This is a genomic window from Methylacidiphilum kamchatkense Kam1, assembly GCF_007475525.1.
GTDB lineage: Bacteria > Verrucomicrobiota > Verrucomicrobiia > Methylacidiphilales > Methylacidiphilaceae > Methylacidiphilum > Methylacidiphilum kamchatkense.
The window spans coordinates 176,575-198,101 of record NZ_CP037899.1; the positions used below are offsets into that span (position 1 = coordinate 176,575).

General features: G+C 42.7%; 21 protein-coding genes. 12 read left to right on the forward strand and 9 right to left on the reverse strand.

The genetic code is table 11. The annotated features are described in order from the left end of the window. Window positions 1-57 precede the first annotated feature (57 nt). The 4 genes from kam1_RS00845 (at window position 58) to kam1_RS10320 (ending at window position 3,737) form a co-directional block, all read left to right on the forward strand. Window positions 58-1,986 carry a phospho-sugar mutase gene (locus kam1_RS00845; protein WP_039722202.1) on the forward strand — a complete coding sequence of 643 codons (1,929 nt, stop codon included), beginning with the start codon at window positions 58-60 and terminating at the stop codon, window positions 1,984-1,986. 94 nt (window positions 1,987-2,080) lie between these two features. Continuing rightward, window positions 2,081-2,392 carry a hypothetical protein gene (locus kam1_RS10310; RefSeq protein ID WP_244946101.1) on the forward strand — a complete coding sequence of 104 codons (312 nt, stop codon included), beginning with the start codon at window positions 2,081-2,083 and terminating at the stop codon, window positions 2,390-2,392. 77 nt (window positions 2,393-2,469) lie between these two features. Beyond that, entirely contained in the window at window positions 2,470-2,670 is a 201-nt protein-coding gene (locus tag kam1_RS10315; RefSeq protein WP_244946102.1) for a hypothetical protein, read from the forward strand. A gap of 14 nt (window positions 2,671-2,684) precedes the next feature. Continuing rightward, on the forward strand, window positions 2,685-3,737 hold the full coding sequence (locus kam1_RS10320) for a sodium:solute symporter family transporter (RefSeq protein ID WP_244946183.1): 1,053 nt from the start codon (window positions 2,685-2,687) through the stop codon (window positions 3,735-3,737). A gap of 491 nt (window positions 3,738-4,228) precedes the next feature. Here kam1_RS10320 and kam1_RS00855 read toward each other — a convergent pair whose 3' ends face one another. From kam1_RS00855 to lpxC, 4 genes are all read right to left on the reverse strand, one after another. Continuing rightward, window positions 4,229-5,146 carry a beta/alpha barrel domain-containing protein gene (locus kam1_RS00855; RefSeq protein ID WP_039722234.1) on the reverse strand — a complete coding sequence of 306 codons (918 nt, stop codon included), beginning with the start codon at window positions 5,144-5,146 and terminating at the stop codon, window positions 4,229-4,231. A gap of 91 nt (window positions 5,147-5,237) precedes the next feature. Further along, the gene (gene lpxA / locus kam1_RS00860) at window positions 5,238-6,014 is read right to left on the reverse strand and encodes an acyl-ACP--UDP-N-acetylglucosamine O-acyltransferase (protein WP_039722203.1); all 777 of its coding nucleotides are present in this window, start codon (window positions 6,012-6,014) and stop codon (window positions 5,238-5,240) included. A gap of 53 nt (window positions 6,015-6,067) precedes the next feature. After that, the gene (fabZ, locus tag kam1_RS10325; protein ID WP_244946103.1) at window positions 6,068-6,475 is read right to left on the reverse strand and encodes a 3-hydroxyacyl-ACP dehydratase FabZ; all 408 of its coding nucleotides are present in this window, start codon (window positions 6,473-6,475) and stop codon (window positions 6,068-6,070) included. Between the two features lie 29 nt (window positions 6,476-6,504). Further along, the gene (gene lpxC / locus kam1_RS00865; RefSeq protein WP_244946104.1) at window positions 6,505-7,371 is read right to left on the reverse strand and encodes a UDP-3-O-acyl-N-acetylglucosamine deacetylase; all 867 of its coding nucleotides are present in this window, start codon (window positions 7,369-7,371) and stop codon (window positions 6,505-6,507) included. Window positions 7,372-7,709: 338 nt separating this feature from the next. On the opposite strand from lpxC, the gene kam1_RS00870 reads away from it, so the two are divergent. Together kam1_RS00870 and kam1_RS00875 are read left to right on the forward strand one after the other, a co-directional pair. Then, window positions 7,710-9,362: an ABC transporter substrate-binding protein gene (locus tag kam1_RS00870; protein WP_079254300.1), complete on the forward strand. Its 1,653-nt coding sequence runs from the start codon at window positions 7,710-7,712 to the stop codon at window positions 9,360-9,362. Further along, window positions 9,350-9,898 (forward strand): methylated-DNA--[protein]-cysteine S-methyltransferase, encoded by a 549-nt coding sequence (locus tag kam1_RS00875; protein ID WP_235277752.1) that lies wholly within the window; start codon window positions 9,350-9,352, stop codon window positions 9,896-9,898. Before kam1_RS00870 ends, kam1_RS00875 begins: the two co-directional genes overlap by 13 nt. A gap of 27 nt (window positions 9,899-9,925) precedes the next feature. Here kam1_RS00875 and kam1_RS00880 read toward each other — a convergent pair whose 3' ends face one another. The 5 genes from kam1_RS00880 to kam1_RS00900 all read right to left on the reverse strand — a co-directional run bounded on the left by kam1_RS00880 (window position 9,926) and on the right by kam1_RS00900 (window position 14,585). Continuing rightward, a complete protein-coding gene (locus tag kam1_RS00880) occupies window positions 9,926-10,840 on the reverse strand; it encodes a class I SAM-dependent methyltransferase (protein ID WP_039722207.1) in 915 nt (304 codons plus the stop codon). A gap of 9 nt (window positions 10,841-10,849) precedes the next feature. Further along, on the reverse strand, window positions 10,850-11,656 hold the full coding sequence (locus kam1_RS00885) for an ABC transporter ATP-binding protein (RefSeq protein ID WP_052250566.1): 807 nt from the start codon (window positions 11,654-11,656) through the stop codon (window positions 10,850-10,852). Then, window positions 11,653-12,495, reverse strand: a complete 843-nt coding sequence (locus kam1_RS00890; protein WP_052250567.1) for an ABC transporter ATP-binding protein — start codon at window positions 12,493-12,495, stop codon at window positions 11,653-11,655. Before kam1_RS00890 ends, kam1_RS00885 begins: the two co-directional genes overlap by 4 nt. Before the next feature lie 61 nt (window positions 12,496-12,556). Then, on the reverse strand, window positions 12,557-13,624 hold the full coding sequence (locus kam1_RS00895) for an ABC transporter permease (RefSeq protein ID WP_039722208.1): 1,068 nt from the start codon (window positions 13,622-13,624) through the stop codon (window positions 12,557-12,559). After that, the gene (locus kam1_RS00900; protein WP_039722209.1) at window positions 13,617-14,585 is read right to left on the reverse strand and encodes an ABC transporter permease; all 969 of its coding nucleotides are present in this window, start codon (window positions 14,583-14,585) and stop codon (window positions 13,617-13,619) included. Before kam1_RS00900 ends, kam1_RS00895 begins: the two co-directional genes overlap by 8 nt. Before the next feature lie 131 nt (window positions 14,586-14,716). Here kam1_RS00900 and kam1_RS00905 point away from each other — a divergent pair, with 131 nt between their 5' ends. The 6 genes from kam1_RS00905 to kam1_RS00930 all read left to right on the forward strand — a co-directional run bounded on the left by kam1_RS00905 (window position 14,717) and on the right by kam1_RS00930 (window position 21,499). Continuing rightward, window positions 14,717-16,081: a translocation/assembly module TamB domain-containing protein gene (locus tag kam1_RS00905; RefSeq protein WP_039722210.1), complete on the forward strand. Its 1,365-nt coding sequence runs from the start codon at window positions 14,717-14,719 to the stop codon at window positions 16,079-16,081. A 357-nt stretch (window positions 16,082-16,438) separates the two neighbouring features. Further along, window positions 16,439-16,705 carry a 30S ribosomal protein S15 gene (rpsO, locus tag kam1_RS00910; RefSeq protein ID WP_052250568.1) on the forward strand — a complete coding sequence of 89 codons (267 nt, stop codon included), beginning with the start codon at window positions 16,439-16,441 and terminating at the stop codon, window positions 16,703-16,705. Between the two features lie 53 nt (window positions 16,706-16,758). Next, window positions 16,759-18,888, forward strand: a complete 2,130-nt coding sequence (locus kam1_RS00915) for a polyribonucleotide nucleotidyltransferase (protein WP_039722212.1) — start codon at window positions 16,759-16,761, stop codon at window positions 18,886-18,888. A gap of 44 nt (window positions 18,889-18,932) precedes the next feature. Further along, complete coding sequence (locus tag kam1_RS00920; RefSeq protein WP_039722213.1) at window positions 18,933-19,418, forward strand: redoxin domain-containing protein; 486 nt, start codon at window positions 18,933-18,935, stop codon at window positions 19,416-19,418. Between the two features lie 85 nt (window positions 19,419-19,503). Then, window positions 19,504-20,595 carry a 6-phosphofructokinase gene (locus kam1_RS00925; protein WP_143958162.1) on the forward strand — a complete coding sequence of 364 codons (1,092 nt, stop codon included), beginning with the start codon at window positions 19,504-19,506 and terminating at the stop codon, window positions 20,593-20,595. A 355-nt stretch (window positions 20,596-20,950) separates the two neighbouring features. Further along, window positions 20,951-21,499 (forward strand): hypothetical protein, encoded by a 549-nt coding sequence (locus kam1_RS00930; protein ID WP_039722214.1) that lies wholly within the window; start codon window positions 20,951-20,953, stop codon window positions 21,497-21,499. Window positions 21,500-21,527 lie beyond the last annotated feature (28 nt).

Below are 21,527 nucleotides of genomic sequence, written 5' to 3' on the forward strand. Positions count from 1 at the left end.
ATTGCATCCGTAATATTTTGCAAAACAATTTTATAGTTTCTTACGATAACACTATATATGAACTTTTCTTTACTCAATGCCATCGAAGCGGCCTTCAAGGATCACAAACTTCTCGAAGAAGCTTTCAAAAATCTTCATGCCTTCCTAAGCACTACCAATTTAACAACGATTGAAAAGGAATCTATTCAGGAACTGGTACAGACCAACAACTGGGAAGAGCTCAATGAACGGTTCTATAAAAAGCTTTCTTTTGGGACCGGTGGTATTCGTGGCAGGACAATAGGAAGGGTTATCACTCAGGCCGAACGAGGGAACGCTGACGTCCATGGCCCTCCTCAATTTCCAGCCGTTGGCGTTAACTGCATGAACGATCGCAATGTTCGCAGCGCTGCATTAGGTTTAGCTAATTACCTAAAGAGGAATTTTCCTGGTGAACCATTAAAAATTGTCATTTCCCATGATTCTCGTCATTTTTCTAGGTATTTTTCCGAACTTTGTGCAAGAGAATTACAAAAGGTAGGGGTAGAGGCTTTTCTTTTTGAGTCTCAACGATCCACTCCCCAGCTTTCCTTTACTGTCAGATGGTTGAAGGCGCATGGTGGGATTATGATTACGGCAAGCCATAATCCGCCTTATGACAATGGCTTTAAAGCCTACTTTCGTGATGGCTGCCAACTCATTGAACCTCACGCATCGGCAGTCATAAAAGAAGTGGAGAAGATTGAATCTTCTCCAGATTTATGTACGTCCTCTGCCGAAGGCCGTTTGACTCTTCTAGGACCAGATGCTGATAGAGCTTATATTAAAGCCGTTGAAACCATTTGCCTTGATCCCAAAGCATTTGCTAGCGCGAAAGAAAAATTAAAAGTAGTTTATACTCCTCTGCATGGGACTGGCATTGAAATCATTCCAAAGCTTTTCGACAGGCACGGAATCCACTATAGCCTTGTCCAAAGTCAATCGGTTCCAGACGGAAGTTTCCCTACCGTAAAGACTCCTAATCCTGAAGATCCTGCTGCCCTTTCACTAGCTGTCCAACAAGCAAAAGTAGAAAACAGCGATATTGTCATCGGAACCGATCCCGATGGAGATAGAATGGGAGCAGCAATAAAAAATCGAAATGGAGAATTCGTTCATTTAACTGGGAACCAGATTTTTGCCATTTTTGCTTATTATAGAACTTCCAAGCTTTTCGAACTTGGCATTCTGACTCCGGAAAATGCGCACAGAGCTGTGATCATTAAATCATTTGTAACGACTGATCTTATTAAAAAAATTGCCGAGCATTTTCATGTTCGGTGTGTAGAAACGCTCACCGGTTTTAAATATATTGGTGCAAAGCTGTTAAAATATGAGATGCAATCTGGTCTTGTGGATTACGACTCGCATCCTTTTGAAGAAAGAAGAGCTGTGCAACTCCAAAGAGGAACATATTTTATCTGCGGAGGAGAAGAAAGTTATGGGACTTCCTGTGGGGATTATGTAAGGGACAAGGATGCTAACAGCGCGGCATTGGAACTTGTCGAAGTAGCTGGATGGGCGGCCCTTCAATCGATGAATCTCTTAGAATATCTAGACTCTATTTACAATAGTTTTGGCTATTTTGCTGAAAAACTAGGGACTTTAACTTTTGAAGGGGCTGAGGAGTCGGGCTACATAGGCACCATCCTGCAATCTTATAGAAATGAACCTCCAAGGGAATTTCTTGGTCAAAAACTTCTATCCTTTGACGATTTTGGTCTGGAAGACCATTATGATAGCGAAGGAGATCTCATTCCAAAGGAAATCATGTTGCATTTTCTCTTTGAAAATAACAACAAGCTGGTGGTTCGAGCATCAGGAACAGAACCGAAAATAAAGTTTTATTTGTTTACCCACTTTCCAGTTACTAACAGATTACAGCAAGCCAAAGAACAGGCTCAGAACTTTTTGGATAAATGGTGGGAAGCCATTCAAGGGGATGTTAAAAGAAGAATAAGTAAGTAATTGTTGCAAATCTGATTTTTGTTCGTTGATTCTGTTTCATGTCACTGTCTATTTTCGACACTTTGAACTTCAAAGAAAAACGGAAAACGAGCTAATGTCTACATCCTTATGGCTTGATGGGCTAGTCATCGTTTTTTTCCTTTCCCTTATTTTTTGGATCGGTCTTTTCAGCAGCAAGGATGGACAAGAGAAAAAATACGATGATCTCACTCTTGGAGGTAGAAAAATGCCCTGGTGGTCGATCCTAGGATCGATTATTGCTGCAGAAACAAGCGCTGGGGCTTTCTTAGGAACACCTGCTGAAGGCTACGTCCTTCAAAACTACACTTATTTACAACTTGCTCTAGGAACCATCCTAGCCAGACTGATAATCGCTTTTTTTTTATCAAGCCTTTCTTTCAACTGAAGGTTCATTCTATCTACCAATTTTTAGAACTTCGCTTTGGGCCACTTACCCAAAAGATTGCCTCTGCAATTTTTCTTTTGACTCGGGTTCTTGCCATGGGGACCCGACTCTATGTAGCGGCAATCATTCTAGTAGTTGGCACGCAAATACTCTTCCAGAAATCTCTTAGTCCATTGCAGGAAGTGACCCTCTACTTCTTTTCCATTGTTCTGATCAGTACTTTTACGGCTATTTATACCACCCTTGGGGAATCAAAGCGGTCATCTGGACGGATCTGATCCAGGCTTCCGTGATGCTTCTAGGCGGTATTGTTGCTTTCTGGATTCTGATAGAAAAACTCTCTTTTGTTTATCCCTTGCCCACACTTTTCCATAAACTCATCGATCGACCCTGGATTACTATGGGCATTATCCCATCAAAAGGGCTCCTGGAAAACTTGCTTGTGATTCTGGCAATTGATTATACCATATGGTCGGCTTTGATCGGCTCGACTTTTACTACCATGGCCACGCATGGGACCGATCAAGACATCGTCCAGCGATTGCTCACGGCAAAAGATTACCAGAAAAGTAGGCTTTCCTTGATCCTTTCAGGATTTGCTGATATACCGATCGGTTTTCTTTTCCTTTCCATTGGCCTTTTGTTATCTTTTTTCTACTCGACGCATGCCGATTCTGGTCTGCCAGCAAATCCAAACGAAATATTCCCCTATTTCATCATCACTCAGCTCCCTTCTGGCATTCGGGGCATTGTCATAGCTGCGATTTTCGCCACGGCTACAGGTTCATTAAGTGCGGCTTTAAATGCGTTGGCCACCTCTTTTTGTCAGGATTGGATGCATCCCCCTATGAATGTCATCACCGATGAGAAAAAAAAGGTTTCGATCCTGCGGGCTGCCACCATTTTTTTTGCTTTTCTCACTTCCCTTATTGGGATTGGTACAGCGATGTATGTCGTCTACTCACCTGAAGCAAGGATATTACCGATTATTCTTGGGATCATTGGCTTTACTTATGGACCACTACTTGGTGTTTTTCTTTTGGGGATACTGACTAGAACAAGAGGCAGCGACAAAAAAAATGCCTACGCCATGGCTGCAGGTTTTCTTGCCGTATTGGTTCTAAGTGGCCCTCTGTTTGGAGGTGATTCAAAAACTAATGCGCATGGTTCTTTTATGCCCTTTCCTATACCTCATATTGCTTTCCCTTGGAGAATATGTATTGGAGCCCTAACAACCTTCTGCATTGGGCTAGTATTTGGAGAAAAAGAAAAGATTTCCCCCCAGAGTGACTCTCCTTTATCCCCTAATGGAGATGGGCTTCTTTCCACATCTCGCAAGCTGTAGGCTCTTGTCGAAAGGAGCCTTCCTCGTTTTCCAATGTGATGCGTTAGCTTGCAGTTGAAGCTAGACAACGTTGGCCTCTGGCCACTCCTCTCTGTGCCATCCCTATATGGCACAAGGCATCTGAGAGGCTAGTTGTTGAGAAGACCATTGCGGACTTTTTTTTAGTTCCCTGTCTTGTGATGTTTACGGGCTGACTGTACCGCTGCGTCCAATGCTCAGAACACCTACTGAGCGGTTTGGGGGAGCCGGTGAATTTAGCTTACAGAATGACTTTGAGAAACTCGTTTAGCTAGGCCAAAGTTGGTTTTTCACCTGACTGCAAAATGCCTGTACTGAAACAGAGTCCAGAGGCGAGCAGACTCCACCGCCCATCATGGAAGATAGCTTCTAAATAGCTAGAAATTCCTTTCAGGTGGTTAATTTAGTCCCATGGGCGATTGCTTGCAAACCGGGAAAAAACTAGATGAAGCTAAAAGAGGCATCTTTTTCCCTTACGATTCTTTGTATATAGCGAAAGCTTCCTCCACGGAGACTCCATCAAAAGTAATAGCAGCAATGGCATTACAAAAAGCGACCGCTTCGCTCAGGGGTTTTTGATGAATATTCCTTCCAGTGGCATTCCCATAAGTACCACCGATATGGATCTGGCCATGTAGTCTGCTTAGGAAATCCTTGACGGCCGTTTCTTTCCCGCCGGCGCAGATAACCCTTGTTCTACCAGCGGCTGCTACCGCTTCTTTGAGTGCTAGGTTGGGATCCCCTTCTTTTACTGAAGGCGGATTTACCTTCACGAAATCCGCTCCAAGGCATGCGCCCAGTCCAGCAGCTCCCGCTACAAGATGTGGGTCAGTTTCGTTGCTTACTGCTTTCCCTCGAGGATATGCCCATATAATAGCTATTAGTCCACGCTGATGGGCTTCAAATACAAGCTGCGCAGCTTCCCTAAGCATCTGTGCTTCGAATTCGCTGCCTGGATAGATCGTATAGCCCACGCCGACAATAGGTACTGACTTGGTTTCCAAAAAATAATCGAGCTGTTCAAAGGAAAGCCAAAGAAGGCTTAGAGGGTCTCTCTGTGCTGTTTTGACTAGGTGCGTCTTACTGTTGAGTTTGACGACATATCGTATATGCGGATAATCCATTCCATAGCGCGCAATAAGCCCAAGCTGTGTAGCAAAGGCTCCAATCCGTGCTTTGCTTGCAATTTTAAACAAATGCTCAGGATCAGCATCTTCAGGAGAAATGCCAGGTCCGTAAAAATCGTCGTTCAAATGCTCCACCTTCTGATCCCCAGCCATAAGCATCAGGCGTCCGGATCCTTGGGTGATCTCAAAAAAAATCCGCTTGTAATTATCTCTTTTGGATTGAGGGACGTCCAGGGGCACTTTGATTTCATCTAAACTGATCATTAAAAAACCTCCTTTTAGAAATAAACAAGGAGTGAAACCAAAAAGTTTCAAGTTCGTATTTGCCTCAAGACGATTGTATGGAATCAAGCCGCTAGCGAATAACGCCTCGTTCAGAATCCTTGATAAAACGGATGATGGCCATAAGCTCTTGAGTTTTTTCAGTGACTTTCTCTAATTCTTCTAAAGCCTGGGAAATGTTTAATCCCCCATCCAGAAGCAGTTTTAAGGCAAACTTGAGGCTTTTAATCTGTTCTTCTGAAAAATGATTTCTTTTCAAACCGACGAGGTTGAGGGAACGGAGCTTAGCAGGATTGCCATCAACTAGAGAAAATGGGATCACATCTTGAACAACCTTCGTGCAGCCGCCAATCATCGAGAATTTCCCAATCCGACAAAACTGATGTACGGCCGAAAGACCGCCTATCGTGACATGGTCTTCGACCACAACATGTCCAGCCAGTGTGGCATTGTTAGAAAACACACACCAGTCTCCTATTCGACAATCGTGAGCAATATGAGTATAAGCCAAAAAATGGTTATAAGAACCAATTTCAGTCGTTTGTCCCTTAAAGGTAGAACGATGCACGGTAGAAAATTCCCTAAAAACGTTATTTGTGCCGATTTTAAGATAGGTAGGCTCTCCTTGATATTTTAAATCCTGGGATTTTTCACCAATCACACAAAAAGAATAAAATTCGTTTTCCGGGCCAATTTCAATCTGTCCTTTAAGAACGGCATGCGGATGAATGATGCAATAGTCTCCAATCTGGACACCTTCCCCAATATAGGCATAGGGACCTATTTCGACTCCAGCGCCAATCTGCGCCTTTGAACTTACAACCGCCGTGGGATGAATAGAGGTCTGCATTACCAGTTCATTGTGTTTTCTATCATACGATCCACCGCTTCCGACCAGTAGGCTTAACCATCAACCAGAGCAAAGAGAAGCTCTCCTTCGCAAACCGTCTCCTTGTTGACGTAGCATTTTCCAAAAGCTTTTCCAATCTTTCCTCTTGCCTTAGTCATTTCCACCTCGATGATCAGCGTATCGCCTGGCATCACCGGCTTTCGAAACTTCACCTTGTCCGCGCTCATAAAGTAACCGAGTTTGCCCGCATTCCCTGCTTTTCTCAACAGAAGGATACTGGCCAGCTGAGCCATTGCTTCAATCTGGAGCACCCCTGGCATAATAGGATGACCAGGGAAATGGCCTTGAAAGTAGGCTTCGTTCATCGTCACCGCTTTCTGACCTATGGCTTTGACATCATCCTGAAAACCGAGCACGCGATCCAACATTAAAAATGGATAGCGATGCGGGAGAATCTTCATTACCTCATTGATATCTAATGCTCCTTCCCCTACGGGTATATTTTCAAGGGCATCAAATGGGAAAGATAATTCTTATAGGCTTTCTGTATTTCTCTGATGAATTTGACATTCAGAAAATGACTAGGCCGAGCGGCCACAATTCTGGCTTTCAATCTCTTGGGAAAGAGAGCAAAGTCGCCAATCATGTCAAAAATTTTGTGTCTGACAAACTCGTTTTCAAACCGCAAAGGCTGTTGACTGTAAATTGTTCCCCCCCTAATGACAATCGCATTATCAAGACTACCTCCTTTAATCAACCCTTTTTCGATAAGGGGAACCAATTCCTCATAAAAGACGAAAGTTCGGGCGGGGGCAATATCCGTCACAAAACTTTTGATATCGTACTTCCAGCTAAAATACTGTGTAAAAAGTCCTGTGTGACTGACGTGGGTACAACTAATCGAGAAATTCTGATCAGGCCAGGCGGCAATGTAAGCTCCATCCTCTCCTTCCACCCACACTGGTTCCCTTAGCTCAAAAAAAGAAACCGGTTTGTCCTGTTCGACCGTTCCAACTTTTAAGATTTCATTGACCAGGAACATGCCACTGCCATCTCCAATCGGTGGCTCATTGGCATTCAGTTCAATGAGAGCATTATCCACCCCACAGCCTCTTAAAGCAGCTAAAACATGTTCAACAGTATGAACCTTAACGTTTCCTTCTCCTATTGTCGTCGCTCGTTCCGTTTGCTTGACATTATCAACTGATACCTGCACGGTAGGCTCATCGGGAAGATCAACCCTTTTAAATACATAGCCACTGTCAGCGTCCGCTGGCTTAATGACAATTCTGACTGGATTCCCTGTATGTAGAGATAGTCCTTCCACGCTCACCGGTTCGCGTATAGTCCTTTGCATTATCACAACGATCAACTCCTTTTGATTCCACCTCTCTTATAAAAAGATCTAAAGTGTCCTTTTTGCAAGATTGTTCTGTTGCGTTTTTGTTCAATTTTGTTTTTTTCAATAAGATGATACCTTTTAACTCCGTGCGATGCCACCAATGCTTTTGTTCCTATAAAACTTTTTTTTTCTTTCATCGGTCTAACACAATAAAAAAAGGGGAGAAAAGGGATGCTCTAGCCCTGTTGTGGCTTCTTTTCTTTCTTTTGTTTTTCTCTTTACTAGCCGGAGGATGTAACCGGCAAAAAAATATCCAAAAGGCGCAGCGACCAGCATATCCTTTCTTTGAGGAAATGGAAACGTCTTCCATGCCTAAAGGAAAACCAGGAGGCATATTCATAGAAACGAGTGCCGCAGAGCCTTCTACTTTTAATTGGCTGGTCTCAGAAGATGCCACTTCTGCTTCGTTCCTTAATCTGATGTTTGATAGTCTGCTCTCCTATGATCCAATAGAAGATCATGTGATTGCAGGGCTGGCAAAGCAGTGGGAGATAGCTCCAGACAATAAAACTTTTCGCTTTCGACTCCGAAAAGGACTTACTTGGAGTGATGGGGTGCCGCTGACTGCTGATGATGTGCTCTTTAGCTTTGCCTGTATTTACGATCCCCGATTCCCTAACCGGAATGCCTATGATCTTTCTGTCAACGGAAAACCTTTTAAAGTAGAAAAGATCGATGATCAAACCATTCAGATCCAAACCCCTGAAATCTTCGCTCCTTTCTTACGCTACATGTCAGGCTTTCCCTTGATGCCCAAACACATCCTCGAACCCTATTTCAAGGATGGATCTTTACAAAACCAATGGAACATCAGCACAGCCAAAAAAGATCCTAAGTCAATTGTTACCAGCGGCCCTTTTTTGATTCTTTCGTACAATCCTGGAGAACGAATCGTTCTAGAAGCTAATCCCAGATACTGGAAAAAAGCCGATGGGGATATCCGGCTACCTTATATCGATTATTTAATCGTCAAATTCGTCAAGGATGCTAACGCCAGCTTGATTGCTTTTGCGTCAGGTCAAACAGACATCGAAGGCATCAGCCCAGACAACGTGGCATGGGTTCAAAAAGGAGAAAAGATTTATCACTATACCATTTACGATAGAGGTCCCTCTACCGCTTCTTCCTTTCTTTGGTTTAATCAGAACCCTGGTAAAAACAAAAACAATGTTCCTTATGTCATTCCTTACAAGCTTAAGTGGTTTCAAAATAAACTCTTCCGACAAGCAATTTCTTATGCCATTGATAGGGAGGGGATTATTAATGGCGTGCTTTTTGGCAGGGGGACCCCGCTTTGGGGCCCTGAAACCCCTGCTAATGTAAAATGGTATAACCCGAATGTTAAAAAGTACCCCTATAACCCTAGTCTTGCTTTGCAGCTTCTGGAACAGGCAGGATTCCGCCGGGATGCCACTGGCAGACTTGTTGATCAGGAAAACCATCCAGTTTCTTTTACGCTTCTTACCAATCAAGAAAATCCAATCCGCACTGCCATGGCTACCGTCTTTAAAGAAAATTTAAAACAGATAGGCATTGAAGTGCTCCTGCAATTCATCGACTTTGGCACGCTCGTAACCAAAATTAGTGACAGTTACGACTATGAAGCCTGTTTGCTTGGACTAACGGGAGGAGGAGACCCTGCCGATGGCATGTCCGTGTTCATGAGTAAAGGGAGACTGCATCAGTGGTATCCTAATCAACCACAGCCTGCCACTCCATGGGAAGCAGAAATAGACAGGCTTATGGTCGAACAATTAACTACATTGGATGAGGCTAAGCGGATTCAATGCTGGTTTAAAGTCCAAGAAATTATGAGTGAGGAGCAGCCGTATATCTATCTGGTAACTCCCAATACTTATGTCGGATTGAAAAACCGGTGGCGGAATGTAAAAATTCCCCGCATCGGGCCATTAGTCTGGAATATAGAAGAGATATGGACCCCATGACTTCGACACAAAATCGACTCGAAAAGCATATCTTTCTTGAAAGTGTTATTGGGCCTGTGAGGATAATTCTAATCGAAGGTCTACCTGCAAGACTCCAACCTGTCAACCCAAGCACTCCTCACTTATCTAAATGGATTCTAGAAAGCCAAAGGCAATCGCCCATGCTTTTTAGACTTCTGTCCAAGAGTCTACTAAACGGGGATATTTTTGAAGGAGAACTTTTGCTTCAAGGGCTTTCTCCCTTTTACAAAATGGTATTGGAACGGGTAAAAACAATTCCCAAAGGCTCAGTAAAAACCTACAGTCAACTTGCAGAAGAAATAGGGCATCCTCTTGCTGTTAGGGCTGTTGGATCAGCCCTAGCCAGAAATCCTATGCCTCTGCTGATTCCCTGTCATCGCGTAATTAGAAAAAATGGCCTGATTGGCCATTATAGCTTGGGCGGAAAGTCAATGAAAGAAAAACTCCTTAAAATGGAAGGGGTGCGGATTGATAAAGATAAAAAAGTAAAATTTTCTTTTGTGGTTTCTTCTTAAAGCGAAGCAACTTCCTAAAGTCTTTGCCTAGCGCCTTACTTCTATCCAGCAACAGGCTGGCAGCTCACTCAAAGGGATATCTGGTAAAGGGAACGGACCGTGAAGCAACGAAAGCTTTAGGTTTTTTTTAGCTGCTACTTTTTGAGCTTTTAAAAAAAGCACCTTTGTTTCCCACTTTCTGTAGTTGGTAGAAAGAAAAAGGGTTGTTACTTCCTCTGAACAGAGATCTAATACCTGATCAAGCATTTCTTCAAAATCTCTAGGAAAAGAAAAATGCTTGCCATGCCTACCACAGGAAAAAGTGGGGGGATCAATAATGATATGATCAAATCCAATATGTTTTTTGTGGAGGAGCTTCAAAGATTCTCTGGCATCCATAGCCAAAAATGTGTGCTTAGTGGGATCCACTCCATTGAGCCTGTAATTTTCTTTGCCCCATTCTAAAAATTTAGCTGAAAGATCCACATTCCAACTTTGCCCTCCAGCAATAGCTGCACACAGTCCAAAGGAACAGCTGAAAGCAAATAGATTTAAAAGCCTGCCGATTTTCCTCTTTCTTAAAAATACCCGATTTTGTCTTTGATCTATGAATAAGCCAGGAGAACTACCTCCATGAAATCGGATCGAGTAAGCAAGCCCATTTTCTTGACAAATAGTTTGTAAAGGAAGAGTCTGTTCTCCATAGAGTTGTATAAGCCCCTCAGAGCCAGGGCCTTCTTTTTTAAAACGCTTTTTTAGAAATACCCTTTTACAGGATAATCCATTGGATCGGCTCCAACAAAAGAGCGATTCAACCAGCTCTTCTTGTCTTTGTTCTTCGTTTAAAACCACTACATAGTCTTCCCCATACCTTTCGATCCATCCCCATTCTGATGTATAAACGCGATGAATGTCTGTTAAAGATCGTTGAAAAGAAGCTAAAATAGTCGAATCGATCCACATAGAATGTCGCTAGATGGAAGGAATGGAGGCAATGAGTTTTTTTGTATACTCATCTTTTGGATTTTTATAAATTTCTTCTGGCGTTCCCTCTTCCACAATCCTCCCTTTATTCAGCACTAGCACATAATCGCTGAGGTATTCAACCACAGCCAAATCATGTGAAATGAAAAGATAGGAAAGGTTAAATTCCTGCTGTAGATCCATTAACAGATTAATGATCTGTGCCTGCACCGACACATCCAGTGCACTTACAGGTTCATCACATACTATTAGTTTTGGTCCAACGGCTAAGGCTCGGGCTATGCCGATCCGCTGCCGTTGTCCGCCGCTAAATTCATGAGGATATCGATACAGATGCTCAGCGCTGAGTCCGACTTTTTCAAGAAGCTCAACAATTTTTTCTTTTTTCTGTTTTTTCTCCATGCCTGGAAAGTGAATATCTAGTGGTTCTCTTAAAATTGATTCAATAGTGAGCCGAGGGTTCAAAGAGTTATGGGGATCCTGGAAAATCATCTGTATTTTTTTTCTATATGGGCGGAATTGCTTCTGGCTTAAATTGTGAATTGGCTTACCTTCATAAAGAATGGAACCTGCCGTTGGGTCTTGCAGCCTGACGATCGTTCTGCCTATAGTCGTTTTTCCGCTGCCGCTTTCACCGACGAGTCCAACGGTTTGTCCTTCTTGAATTGTAAAGGTAACATCGTCCACAGCCTTAACCCATTCTTTCGAACGGCCGAATAGGCTTTTTCGAATTGGGAAATAGACTTTAAGTGCATTAACGCTCAACAGCGGAGAGGAAGCAGTAGGTCCAGTCATAAATTCAGGGAAGATTCTATTAACGAATAATCGATCGCACGCAATCTTTTCCCTTTTTCTCCAAGTCTTGGGACACAATCAATCAAAGCCTTGGTATAGGGATGGGAGGGGGAATAAATTACTTTTTCAGTTGGTCCTTCTTCTACGACTTGTCCTCTGAACATCACCACCACTCGATCCGAAAAGCCTTTGACGATACCAAAATTATGGGTAATCAACAACACAGACATGGCCAGATCCTTCTGAATTTTAGCGAAAAGTTCTAGTATCTGCGCTTGGATGGTGACATCTAGGGCTGTAGTGGGCTCATCAGCAACAAGAAGCTTTGGTTTACATAACAGGGCCATGGCGATCATCACTCTTTGCTGCATGCCCCCACTCAGTTCATGTGGATAGCTTTTCCAGACCCTTTGACTATCAACGATCCCTACCTTTTCCAGTACCTCTAAGCCAACGGACTTCTTGTCTTTGAGATGAGGTTGGTGTAGTTCAATAGCCTCCAAAAGTTGAAAACCAATTGAATAGACTGGATTCAAAGAGGTTGAGGGTTCTTGAAAAACATAAGCGATTTCTCCGCCACGATACTTTCGCAATTCTTTTTGCGACAATGCCAATAGGTCTACTCCCTCATAAAGAATTTTCCCTTTTTTGTATATAGCAGGGGGACTCTCCAAAAGTTTTGTCAAAGACAGTGCGGTCACCGATTTACCACTTCCACTTTCCCCGACTATAGCAACCGACTCTGCCTTATCTATCGAAAAACTTACACCACGCAGGGCAGGGATTTCACCGGACTGGGTTAAGAAATGGACATGAAGGTCTTCTACTTGAAGAAGCATGCGTACTATATCCTATTAGGTTTAAACTTTTTTCCTTGCTATTAATATCAATGTATACAGATTAGCCTCTTTTGGTTTGATAAATACGAAATTTTGGATCCACAAGGTCCCGAAGCACATCGCCTAGCATATTAAAAGCTACCACGGTTATCAAAATAGCAATTCCAGGAGTCAACAGCCACCAGAAATTAAGCATAAAAACCTTCATATCCTGAGCTTGTGCTAGCATAAGCCCCCAGGAAGCAGAAGGTTCCTGAATACCAAGGCCAAGAAAGCTCAAAGCTGCTTCTCCTAAAATATATCCAGGAATCGATAAAGCGGCCGACACAAGCAAATAACTCGCCAGGTTAGGTAGGAGGTGTTTGAGTAGGATCTTAATTGAGGATTGTCCTAGAACAACGGCTGCATCGACAAAGGTTTGGGACCGTAGGGAAAGGACCAATCCCCTAATCACTCTGGCAAATCCTGCCCAACCAATGAAACTTAATATGATAACGATAAGGAAGTAGACCTGGGCAGAACTAAATTTCACCCCAAAGATGCCTCTCAAAGCCAGTAAGAGATAAAGAGCCGGTACGGCCATTAAGAACTCAGTTAGCCGCATCACTACATTGTCGAACCATCCTCCATAATACCCTGAGAGCCCACCGATCAATAGGCCTAGGATCATGGTAATAGACACCCCAATTAGTCCGATGCTCAAGGAAACTTGAGAGCCATAGACCAATCTTGAAAAAACATCTCTTCCCGTATTATCGCTTCCTAACAAATAAACTCGATCTGGCTTATCTACCCCAAAAAGATGGATATCAGAAGGAAAAATTCCAAGCAATCGGTAGGCATATCCATGAACGAACCATTTGAGAGGACAAAATTCTCCCTCGATCACTTTATAAGTCGCCGATGATGGATCTACATTTTTGTAACGTGCCACAACGAATCTAGCTGAGTGCCAATAAATTTTTGTCGGTGGATGATAGGTTTTCTTTAGATCTTGGTCGGAAGGTTCGTAGGGTGCTAGAAAAGGAGCCAAAATGGCAATAAGATACAAAAACAAAAGGATGAGGCAAGCAGAACCCCCAAACGGATTTCTCAATAGTTCTTTAATATAAGATCTTTTCTCATTCATGATGGACGATTCGGGGATCGACCCAAGCCAAAAGAATATCTGCAATTAAATTCCCTAAAACTAATAACAGACAACTAAAGACTACGGAGCCTAGCACCACAAATTGGTCCTGTTTCATCAAAGCGGAATAAATCAGCTGTCCAATTCCTGGATAGTTCATTATGTTTTCCACTAAAAGAGAACCGCTCAATAGCCCAGCAATAACATAACCAAAGGTACTGATTAACGGGTTGATTGCATTGCGTAGCACGTGCCTGAACATAACAGCATTTTCAGGAAGTCCTTTGGCTCTGGCCGTTAACACGTAATCAGCACGGATCGCATCTAAAAAACTACCTCTCATTATCCGCATCATGTTGGCAATCCCTCCGATACCGAGGACAAGGGTAGGAAGCACAAGATGATAGGCTATGTCCAGGAATTTGTCTAGAGGAGAAAGAAAGGGATACTCTATGGAGGTTAATCCGCCAATGGGGAACCACCCAGTTCGAGCGGCAAAGTAAACGGCGAGGAGGGCTAAAAAAAATTCCGGAAAAGAAATGGAAAGGTACGCTAAAAAAGAACTGAGTCGATCGAGTAAAGAATCTTTGTAAATCGCAGACAATACGCCAATTGGTATAGCAATGCACCAGGCTAGTAATAGAGAACTGAGATTCAACAAAAGGGTGGCTTGTACTCTTTGCATCAGCAACTCGATCACAGACATCTTATAAATCCAAGAGTAACCAAAATCACCATGAAGCACGTTGTTTAGCCAAAGGAAATACCGTTCGTACCATGGTTTATCCAAACCAAATTTCTTTTCCAATGCCTCAATCATTTGAGGACTGATATCTCTTTCAGCCTTCAAGGGGGTTAAATAGTTAGTTTGGGTCAAAGACATTAAGAAAAAAACCATAAAAGTAACCCCAAGCAAAAGAGGAATAAGAGCTAATAGCCTGCGGAGGATAAATAAAATCATAAGGATTGAAGATGGAAAAACCTAACAATAAACTTTCTGACTTTAATCATCAACTAAAGTCGACAGCTTGCAGATTCATTAGTAAGGGTTATGATAAAAAAGCTCTTGCATAAGATAAAAGAAAAAACACAATGTACAAGAATTTAGCTTATTTGGTTGTAATACTCTCATTGCTTTTCGTAGGCCTCATCGTGAGCTTTTTTTCTATCATAGACGGATATATTGCTAGTCAAGGGTTTAGAACATTTCTTTCTCAAAAAATCACCGAAGCCATTCAGGTAGAAGGTAGTTTTGAGCCACTGCATCTACAGGGAAATCTCCTCTTAACCGATAAGTATACCGGTAGAGGAAAACCATCCAGTCCCATCGAAAGCATAGTCGGATCAAACATCGAATGCCAGCTTTTGCTGCGAAAAATTTTTTCTGGTTTTTGGTACATAGAACTGCTCAATGTGAACAATCTAGAAGTCGTTTTTAAAGAACAATTGCCTAAAGAACTTTCCACTGGCTCTCCAAATCTATCCTTAGCCTCTTATAATGAAACAGACTCTCCGCATAAAGAAGCTTTTTATAAAAATTTGATCCCAACAAAAGTGGAATTGAAGAGGGTTGTTATCAACAACTGCACTTTAAAATGGCCTAAACAAATCGTCGGAGGAGGCAAACTGGACAGTATGTCAGTAGAGCTCTTGAAATCTTCTGGAACGGATATGTGGACAGCTCAAGGGAAAGGAGGACATCTTACTTTTGGTTCTTTGGATCCGCTCACAATCAAAGAACTATTCCTAAAAATTTTTTCTGATGGGCTCTATATCTCCAAGTTTGTTGTGGTTAGTCAACCTCACGGCCGGATAGAAGCCAATGGCGAATGGAAATGGGCAAGCAAAGAAAAAAATATGGAACTAACTTTAGACTCCCTGCCGCTGCCCCTCTTTCTGCCTGCATCGTGGAAAGGAAAAATAGACGGGGATATCAATGGGAAAACTTTCTTGAGCCAATCGCCAACAATGGAGACTTCTCTTGAGGGGACGATTTATTTGAAAAATGGAGTGATCGAAGCACTTCCCTTGTTAGCATCTTTAGCTCTTCTAGGGACAACAAATAGACTACCTATTGATATAGGCAAAGCAAACCTTTTTGTTTCAAAAAGCAAAACGGAACTTTCCAATATTGAAATGGAATGTAAAGGAAAAATCAGAATCGAAGGTCAAATCGAAGTGATAGGAGATCAAATTTATGGGAAGCTCTTCACAGGGATTAATCCAGAACAGCTTGCATTCATGCCTGGAGCTAAAGAAAAGGTTTTTTCCCAAGAAAAGAACGGCTACCAATGGACCACGGTGAATATTAGTGGATCCCTACAAAATCCTAAAGAAGATTTGTCTCCAAGACTTACCGCAGCTGCTACACAAACAATTAAAGAAAGTGCAGGCCAAATCATTCAATCCGCTTTGGATTTTATAAAAAAAATCCAAAAGAAAAGTCCTTCCAATTAATCGCTCTGGGAATATCCCTGGAGAGTAGGTTGAATGGGAGGAAAGAGTCCATGTCTGCTGTCTCTGCGCCTAATCAACTGCTTGGCTTGTGCTGCTAGTTCAGAACTTTTTTGGTGTCTATGTCGTAGTCAAGATTTGGAATAAGTGTAATACAATGGCACTACTATCATAATCAAATAACCTTGATATCCATGGCCAATCCTGGGAATTTAAGGTGGTTTCTGTAAAAAATACATGGAAGCTTTTTTTCATTGACGACAACGAGTGAATCTACGAATGTCTAAACTTTAAATAAAAAATGTGAAAAGGTTATTGCCACTTTGCGGCTTCTGAATAATATCAATAATGACATTGCGTATGGAAGAAGAAATTGAAAAACACAAGCTCATTGAGCAGTTCAGACTGCATGAAAAAGACACGGGCTCTGCCGTTGTTCAGATTGCTTTGCTTACAAATAAGATTCAGCGGTTGACAACGCATCTCAAAAATAACAGCAAAGACCATAGTTCAAGAAGAGGACTTCTTCGGATGGTAAATAGGAGACGGAAGCTCCTGAATTATCTGAATCGAACAGAGCCGGAAAAGTATCGTGAAATGCTAAACCGGCTTTCACTGAGAAAATAACAAAGCTCGCTTTTTCTAGCTTCAGCCGTCGAGTGTAGACTCAGTAGATACTTATGCCAGAATATGTAAATGTAAAGAGAAATATTGGAGATCAGTCGATCATCTTTGAAACGGGCAAACTCGCAAAAATGGCTGATGGATCTGTGACGGTGTCCTATGGGGAAACAGCCGTTTTGGTAACGGTGGTATCCGTAACGGAATTAAAAGAAGATCAGGATTTTTTACCCTTACAGGTTGAGTATAGAGAAAAAGCAGCAGCAGCGGGGAGATTCCCAGGCGGCTACTTTAGAAAAGAAGGGAGGCCTACCGATAAGGAAATTTTGACTTCTCGAATGATAGACAGACCCCTGCGCCCTCTTTTCCCAACAGGCTATTTTTACGAAACGCAGATCTTAGGTACACTGCTTTCCGCTGACGGGCAAAATGACCCTGATATTTTAGCTATCAATGGCGCTTCGGCTGCTTTGATGCTTTCGGATGTTCCTTTTAACGGTCCGGTTGGGGCTGTGCGTATCGGTCAAATTGATGGTCGCTGGATTATCAATCCCACGCACCGAGAAAGAGAGATAAGCGATGTTGATCTCGTTTATGTTGGTAGTGAACATTATCCGTTGATGATCGAAGGGAGTGCTAGGGAGTTCCCAGAAGAAGAATTTATCAAAGCATTGGCATTCGCGCATCAGAGCATTCAAGAGTTAATTTCTGCACAGAAAGAGCTTGCGGAAAAGGCGGGGAAACCTAAAAGGCAATGTCTCTTGTTTAAGGAGAATGTGGAAATAACGAAGTGGATTGCCGATCTATTTTCCCATCAAATTGAAGCGGCTTTGTATGTTCCTTCTAAGACTTTGAGACACAATAGCTTAGCAAAGATCAAGCAAGAAATTTCTGAAAAAATTATTCAGAGCTTCCCTCATGCTACTCCAATGGAAATTAGTTGGTCTTTTGATCTTCTTCAAAGAGAGATTTTCCGGAGGAATGTCTTAACGACGCAAAAACGGTGTGATGGTCGAGGGCTTGAGGATCTTAGACCGATTACAATTGAGACTTCTATTTTTCCCCGTTCCCATGGTTCAGCCTTATTTTCTCGAGGAGAAACCCAGGCTCTTTGCATGGCAACCCTTGCTTCATTGAATGAAGCGCAGGAACTTGACGCTTATGGAGGAGGGGAACAGAGCAAGCGATTTTTACTCCATTATTTTTTCCCCCCTTTTAGTGTGGGGGAGGTAGGAAAAGTATTTGGTCAGAGTCGTCGAGAAATTGGACATGGAGCTTTGGCTGAAAGGTCTTTGCTGCCTGTCATTCCTTCAGAAACGGATTTCCCTTATGCGATTAGAGTAAGTTCTGAAATATTGGAGTCGAATGGCTCCACGTCGATGGCAACGGTCTGTGGGGGAAGTTTGGCACTAATGGATGCGGGCGTGCCTCTCAAGGCTAATGTCGCTGGGATTTCTGTAGGATTGGTCAAAGGTGGAGAGGATGATTTTGACTGGTCTCATTACTGTCTTTTGACGGATATCATTGGTCTTGAAGATCATTATGGGGACATGGATTTTAAAATAGCGGGTACTAAAAAAGGGATCACCGGTTTTCAGTTGGACTTGAAGCTCAAAGGTATTCCTTTGGAGGTGATGGAAAAAGCTGTATTTCAGTCCAAGAGGGCTCGGCTGATCATACTCGAACACATGGATAAAGTCATTAATGTGGCTCGACCAGAAATTTCTAAACATGCCCCACGGATAGAAAAGATTAAGATTCATCCGGATAAAATTGGTCTTTTGATTGGACCTGGAGGAAAGACTATCAAGAGGATTTCTGCAGAATCTGGGGCCGAAATTACTATTGAAGATGATGGGACGGTGTTGATTTACAGCTCTTCAGCAGAAAGTTTAGAAAGCGCAAGAGCTATGATCGAGGATATGGTTGGAGAAGTGACGGTAGGGGGATTGTATAGAAGCAAGGTTGTTTCGGTTAAGGATTTTGGATGTTTCATTGAAATAAAGGGAAAAGGAGAAGGATTGGTCCATATCTCTGAGCTATCGGATACACCGGTTCGCAGAGTGGATCAAGTGGTGAGAGTGGGAGAAGAAATTTGGGTAAAATGTATAGGGGTCGATGAGAAAGGTCGCTATAAATTTAGTAGGAAAGCGGCAATGAAAGAGCTGCAATCCAAAGGAATTGGATAATTTCTGTTCGTGTTTATTTTATCACTAAAAAAGGAGGAAAAGTTATGGCACTGGCAGTTGGCAGTCTGGCTCCAGATTTTACCCTTTGTTCTAAATACCCAGAAGGAATAAAACAAGTTCATTTAAAGGAAGAGCTATCTCAAAAGAATGTAGTGTTGCTTTTTTTCCCTATGGCCTTTACTCCCGTTTGCACCCAGGAGATGTGCACCATGACCGCTTCTATCAATGAGTATACACAGCTCGATGCGAAGGTTTTTGGAATCAGTGTTGATAACCCTTTTGCTCAAGAAGCTTGGGCAAAGCAGGAGGGGATCAAAATCCCTTTGCTTTCGGATTTGAACAAAGTAGTTTGCAAAGCTTATGATGTTTTGTTGCCCTCCTTAATGGGTATTGGGGATGTGGCGGCACGTGCTGTCTATCTTATCGATAGGAATCAGAAGATCCGCTATGTGGAAGTGACTCCAACGCCTCTTGAGTTGCCTAGCTTTGAACGGTTAAAAGAAGCCCTGAAGACTGTGGCTTCCCAGTAAATAAGAAAGCCATCCATTCTTTAGAAATAGGGAGCTGTGTGGGGATTATGATCCGCCTGTAAATCAATAATATAAACGGTGTTAAATGAAACGTTTTCGAATAGGAGTGCTGACCAGTGGAGGAGATTGTCCAGGACTGAATGCGGCTATCAGAGCAGTGGTGTGTTCTGCGGAGCTCCTTGGATGGGAAGTTTATGGGTTTATTGACGGATTTGAAGGGCTTATTTCACCGGTTCGGTATCAAATTTTACATGAAGAAGATACACAGGGCATAGTAGCCTTGGGGGGGACCATTCTTGGAACTACGAATCGAGGCAGATTCACGACGAAGACGGGGATTGGAGAGGTCTTAAGGTTACCCAAACATCTCATTGACGAGGTGAAAGAGACGCTTGAGGGACTGGAAATAGGAGCACTAATTTGTGTGGGCGGGGATGGGTCTCTGACGGCTGCGCAGCAACTATACGAGGAAAGAGTACCCATTGTGGGAGTCCCCAAAACTATTGATAATGACTTGTCGGCAACGGATTATTCTTTTGGATTTTATTCGGCTGTGGAATTTGTGTGTCGAGCCATGGATAGGCTAAGGACCACTGCTGCTAGTCATAGGCGGGTGATGGTTGTTGAGGTTATGGGCCGGTACACCGGATGGATTGCGCTCTATGGGGGGCTTGCAGGGGGGGCCAATGTGATATTGATTCCTGAAATGCCTTTTGAATATGAGAAAATAGCCTATCATATCCGCAGGCGAATTGCTGAAGGCAGTCATCAGACAATGATTGTCGTGGCCGAAGGGGCGCATCCCAAAGATGAGCAGTATTATATTCTGGAGGAAGAAGTCCATTTAAAGAAAGAAGCTCGGTTTGGAGGCATAGGCAGGCATCTAGAAAAAGTCATCATGAAAATGACCGGCCAAGAAACTCGAGCTGTTGTCCTTGGGCATCTTCAACGGGGGGGGGAGCCAACAGCCTTTGATAGAAACTTAGGGATGATGTTTGGAGCGGCTGCTGTTGATTTAATCAGAGAAAAAAGGTTTGGCTACATGGTCAGTTACAGGAATGGGAAGATTGGTTCTGTGCCTATTTATGAAGCTATTAAAGAATTGAAAAAGGTGGATTTGAACTGCTCAGAAATTCAGACGGCCAGAGCTCTTGGTATCTCTTTTGGTTGCGAATAGCCTTCTTTTTAATAAAATCTGGTGATTTTCTCTCCCATCTAGTGCCAGGCTAGAATCGCTTCCAAAGATAAAAAGGGCTACTTTCTTCTAAATATTGACTTTTTTTACTATGGTTTTGACAAAATGAAAAATTGTTTTAAAACAGTCAAATCAACTAGTAGTGATCCGAACATCAATTGCCTCAAGAAATGGAGCGGTGGAGGAAGAGGCTAACCGCGGTGTGCGAAACGGTTGCCAGAACCATTGAGGCTATAGGGGGGAGAGGTAATGTATAGGATGGTAAATAAAGAATAGAGCAGGCTTTTGACTATAACGGGAGCATGGAGTGGGTCAGTGCCTTTAATGTAGAAACACTGTGAACGAATTCAAAGACTTTTTGGAGACTCTCAAACAACCTGAGTATGTTCATGTGCTCCTGAATCCTATACCGATATATGGATTAGGGTTAGCTCTTTTAACTTTTATCATTGGCTCAGTAATGAAATCTAGGGGAGTGCAGTCTGTAGGGTTAGTTTTGATCATTTTGACTTGTGCATCGGGATGGCTTGTGGAGCGATACGGAGAAGAGGGGTATGATCGGGTCGAAGCTATGATTTCAGACAAGGAGAAAGCCTGGCTTGATGCTCACAAAGAAAGGGGAGAGCGGGCAGTCTGGGTGCTTTATGCGGAAGCACTTTTTGCAGTTCTTTCTCTGATAGCTTTGGGGATATTTCCTAAAGCCATGAATTTTTTAGGTACGGCAACGATTATCATTGGCTTTGCAGCGCTATTTATGACCATTTGGACGGGACATGCTGGAGGTAAGATTAGACACAAAGAATTCTATGAAGGGCCTCCTCCTGGATATGAAAAAGTAAAACCGCAGGAGCCTAAAACAGATGCCCCTCTTCCTAAATTAGATTAATAACTGAAAGAAGTTGGCTTGCATGGTG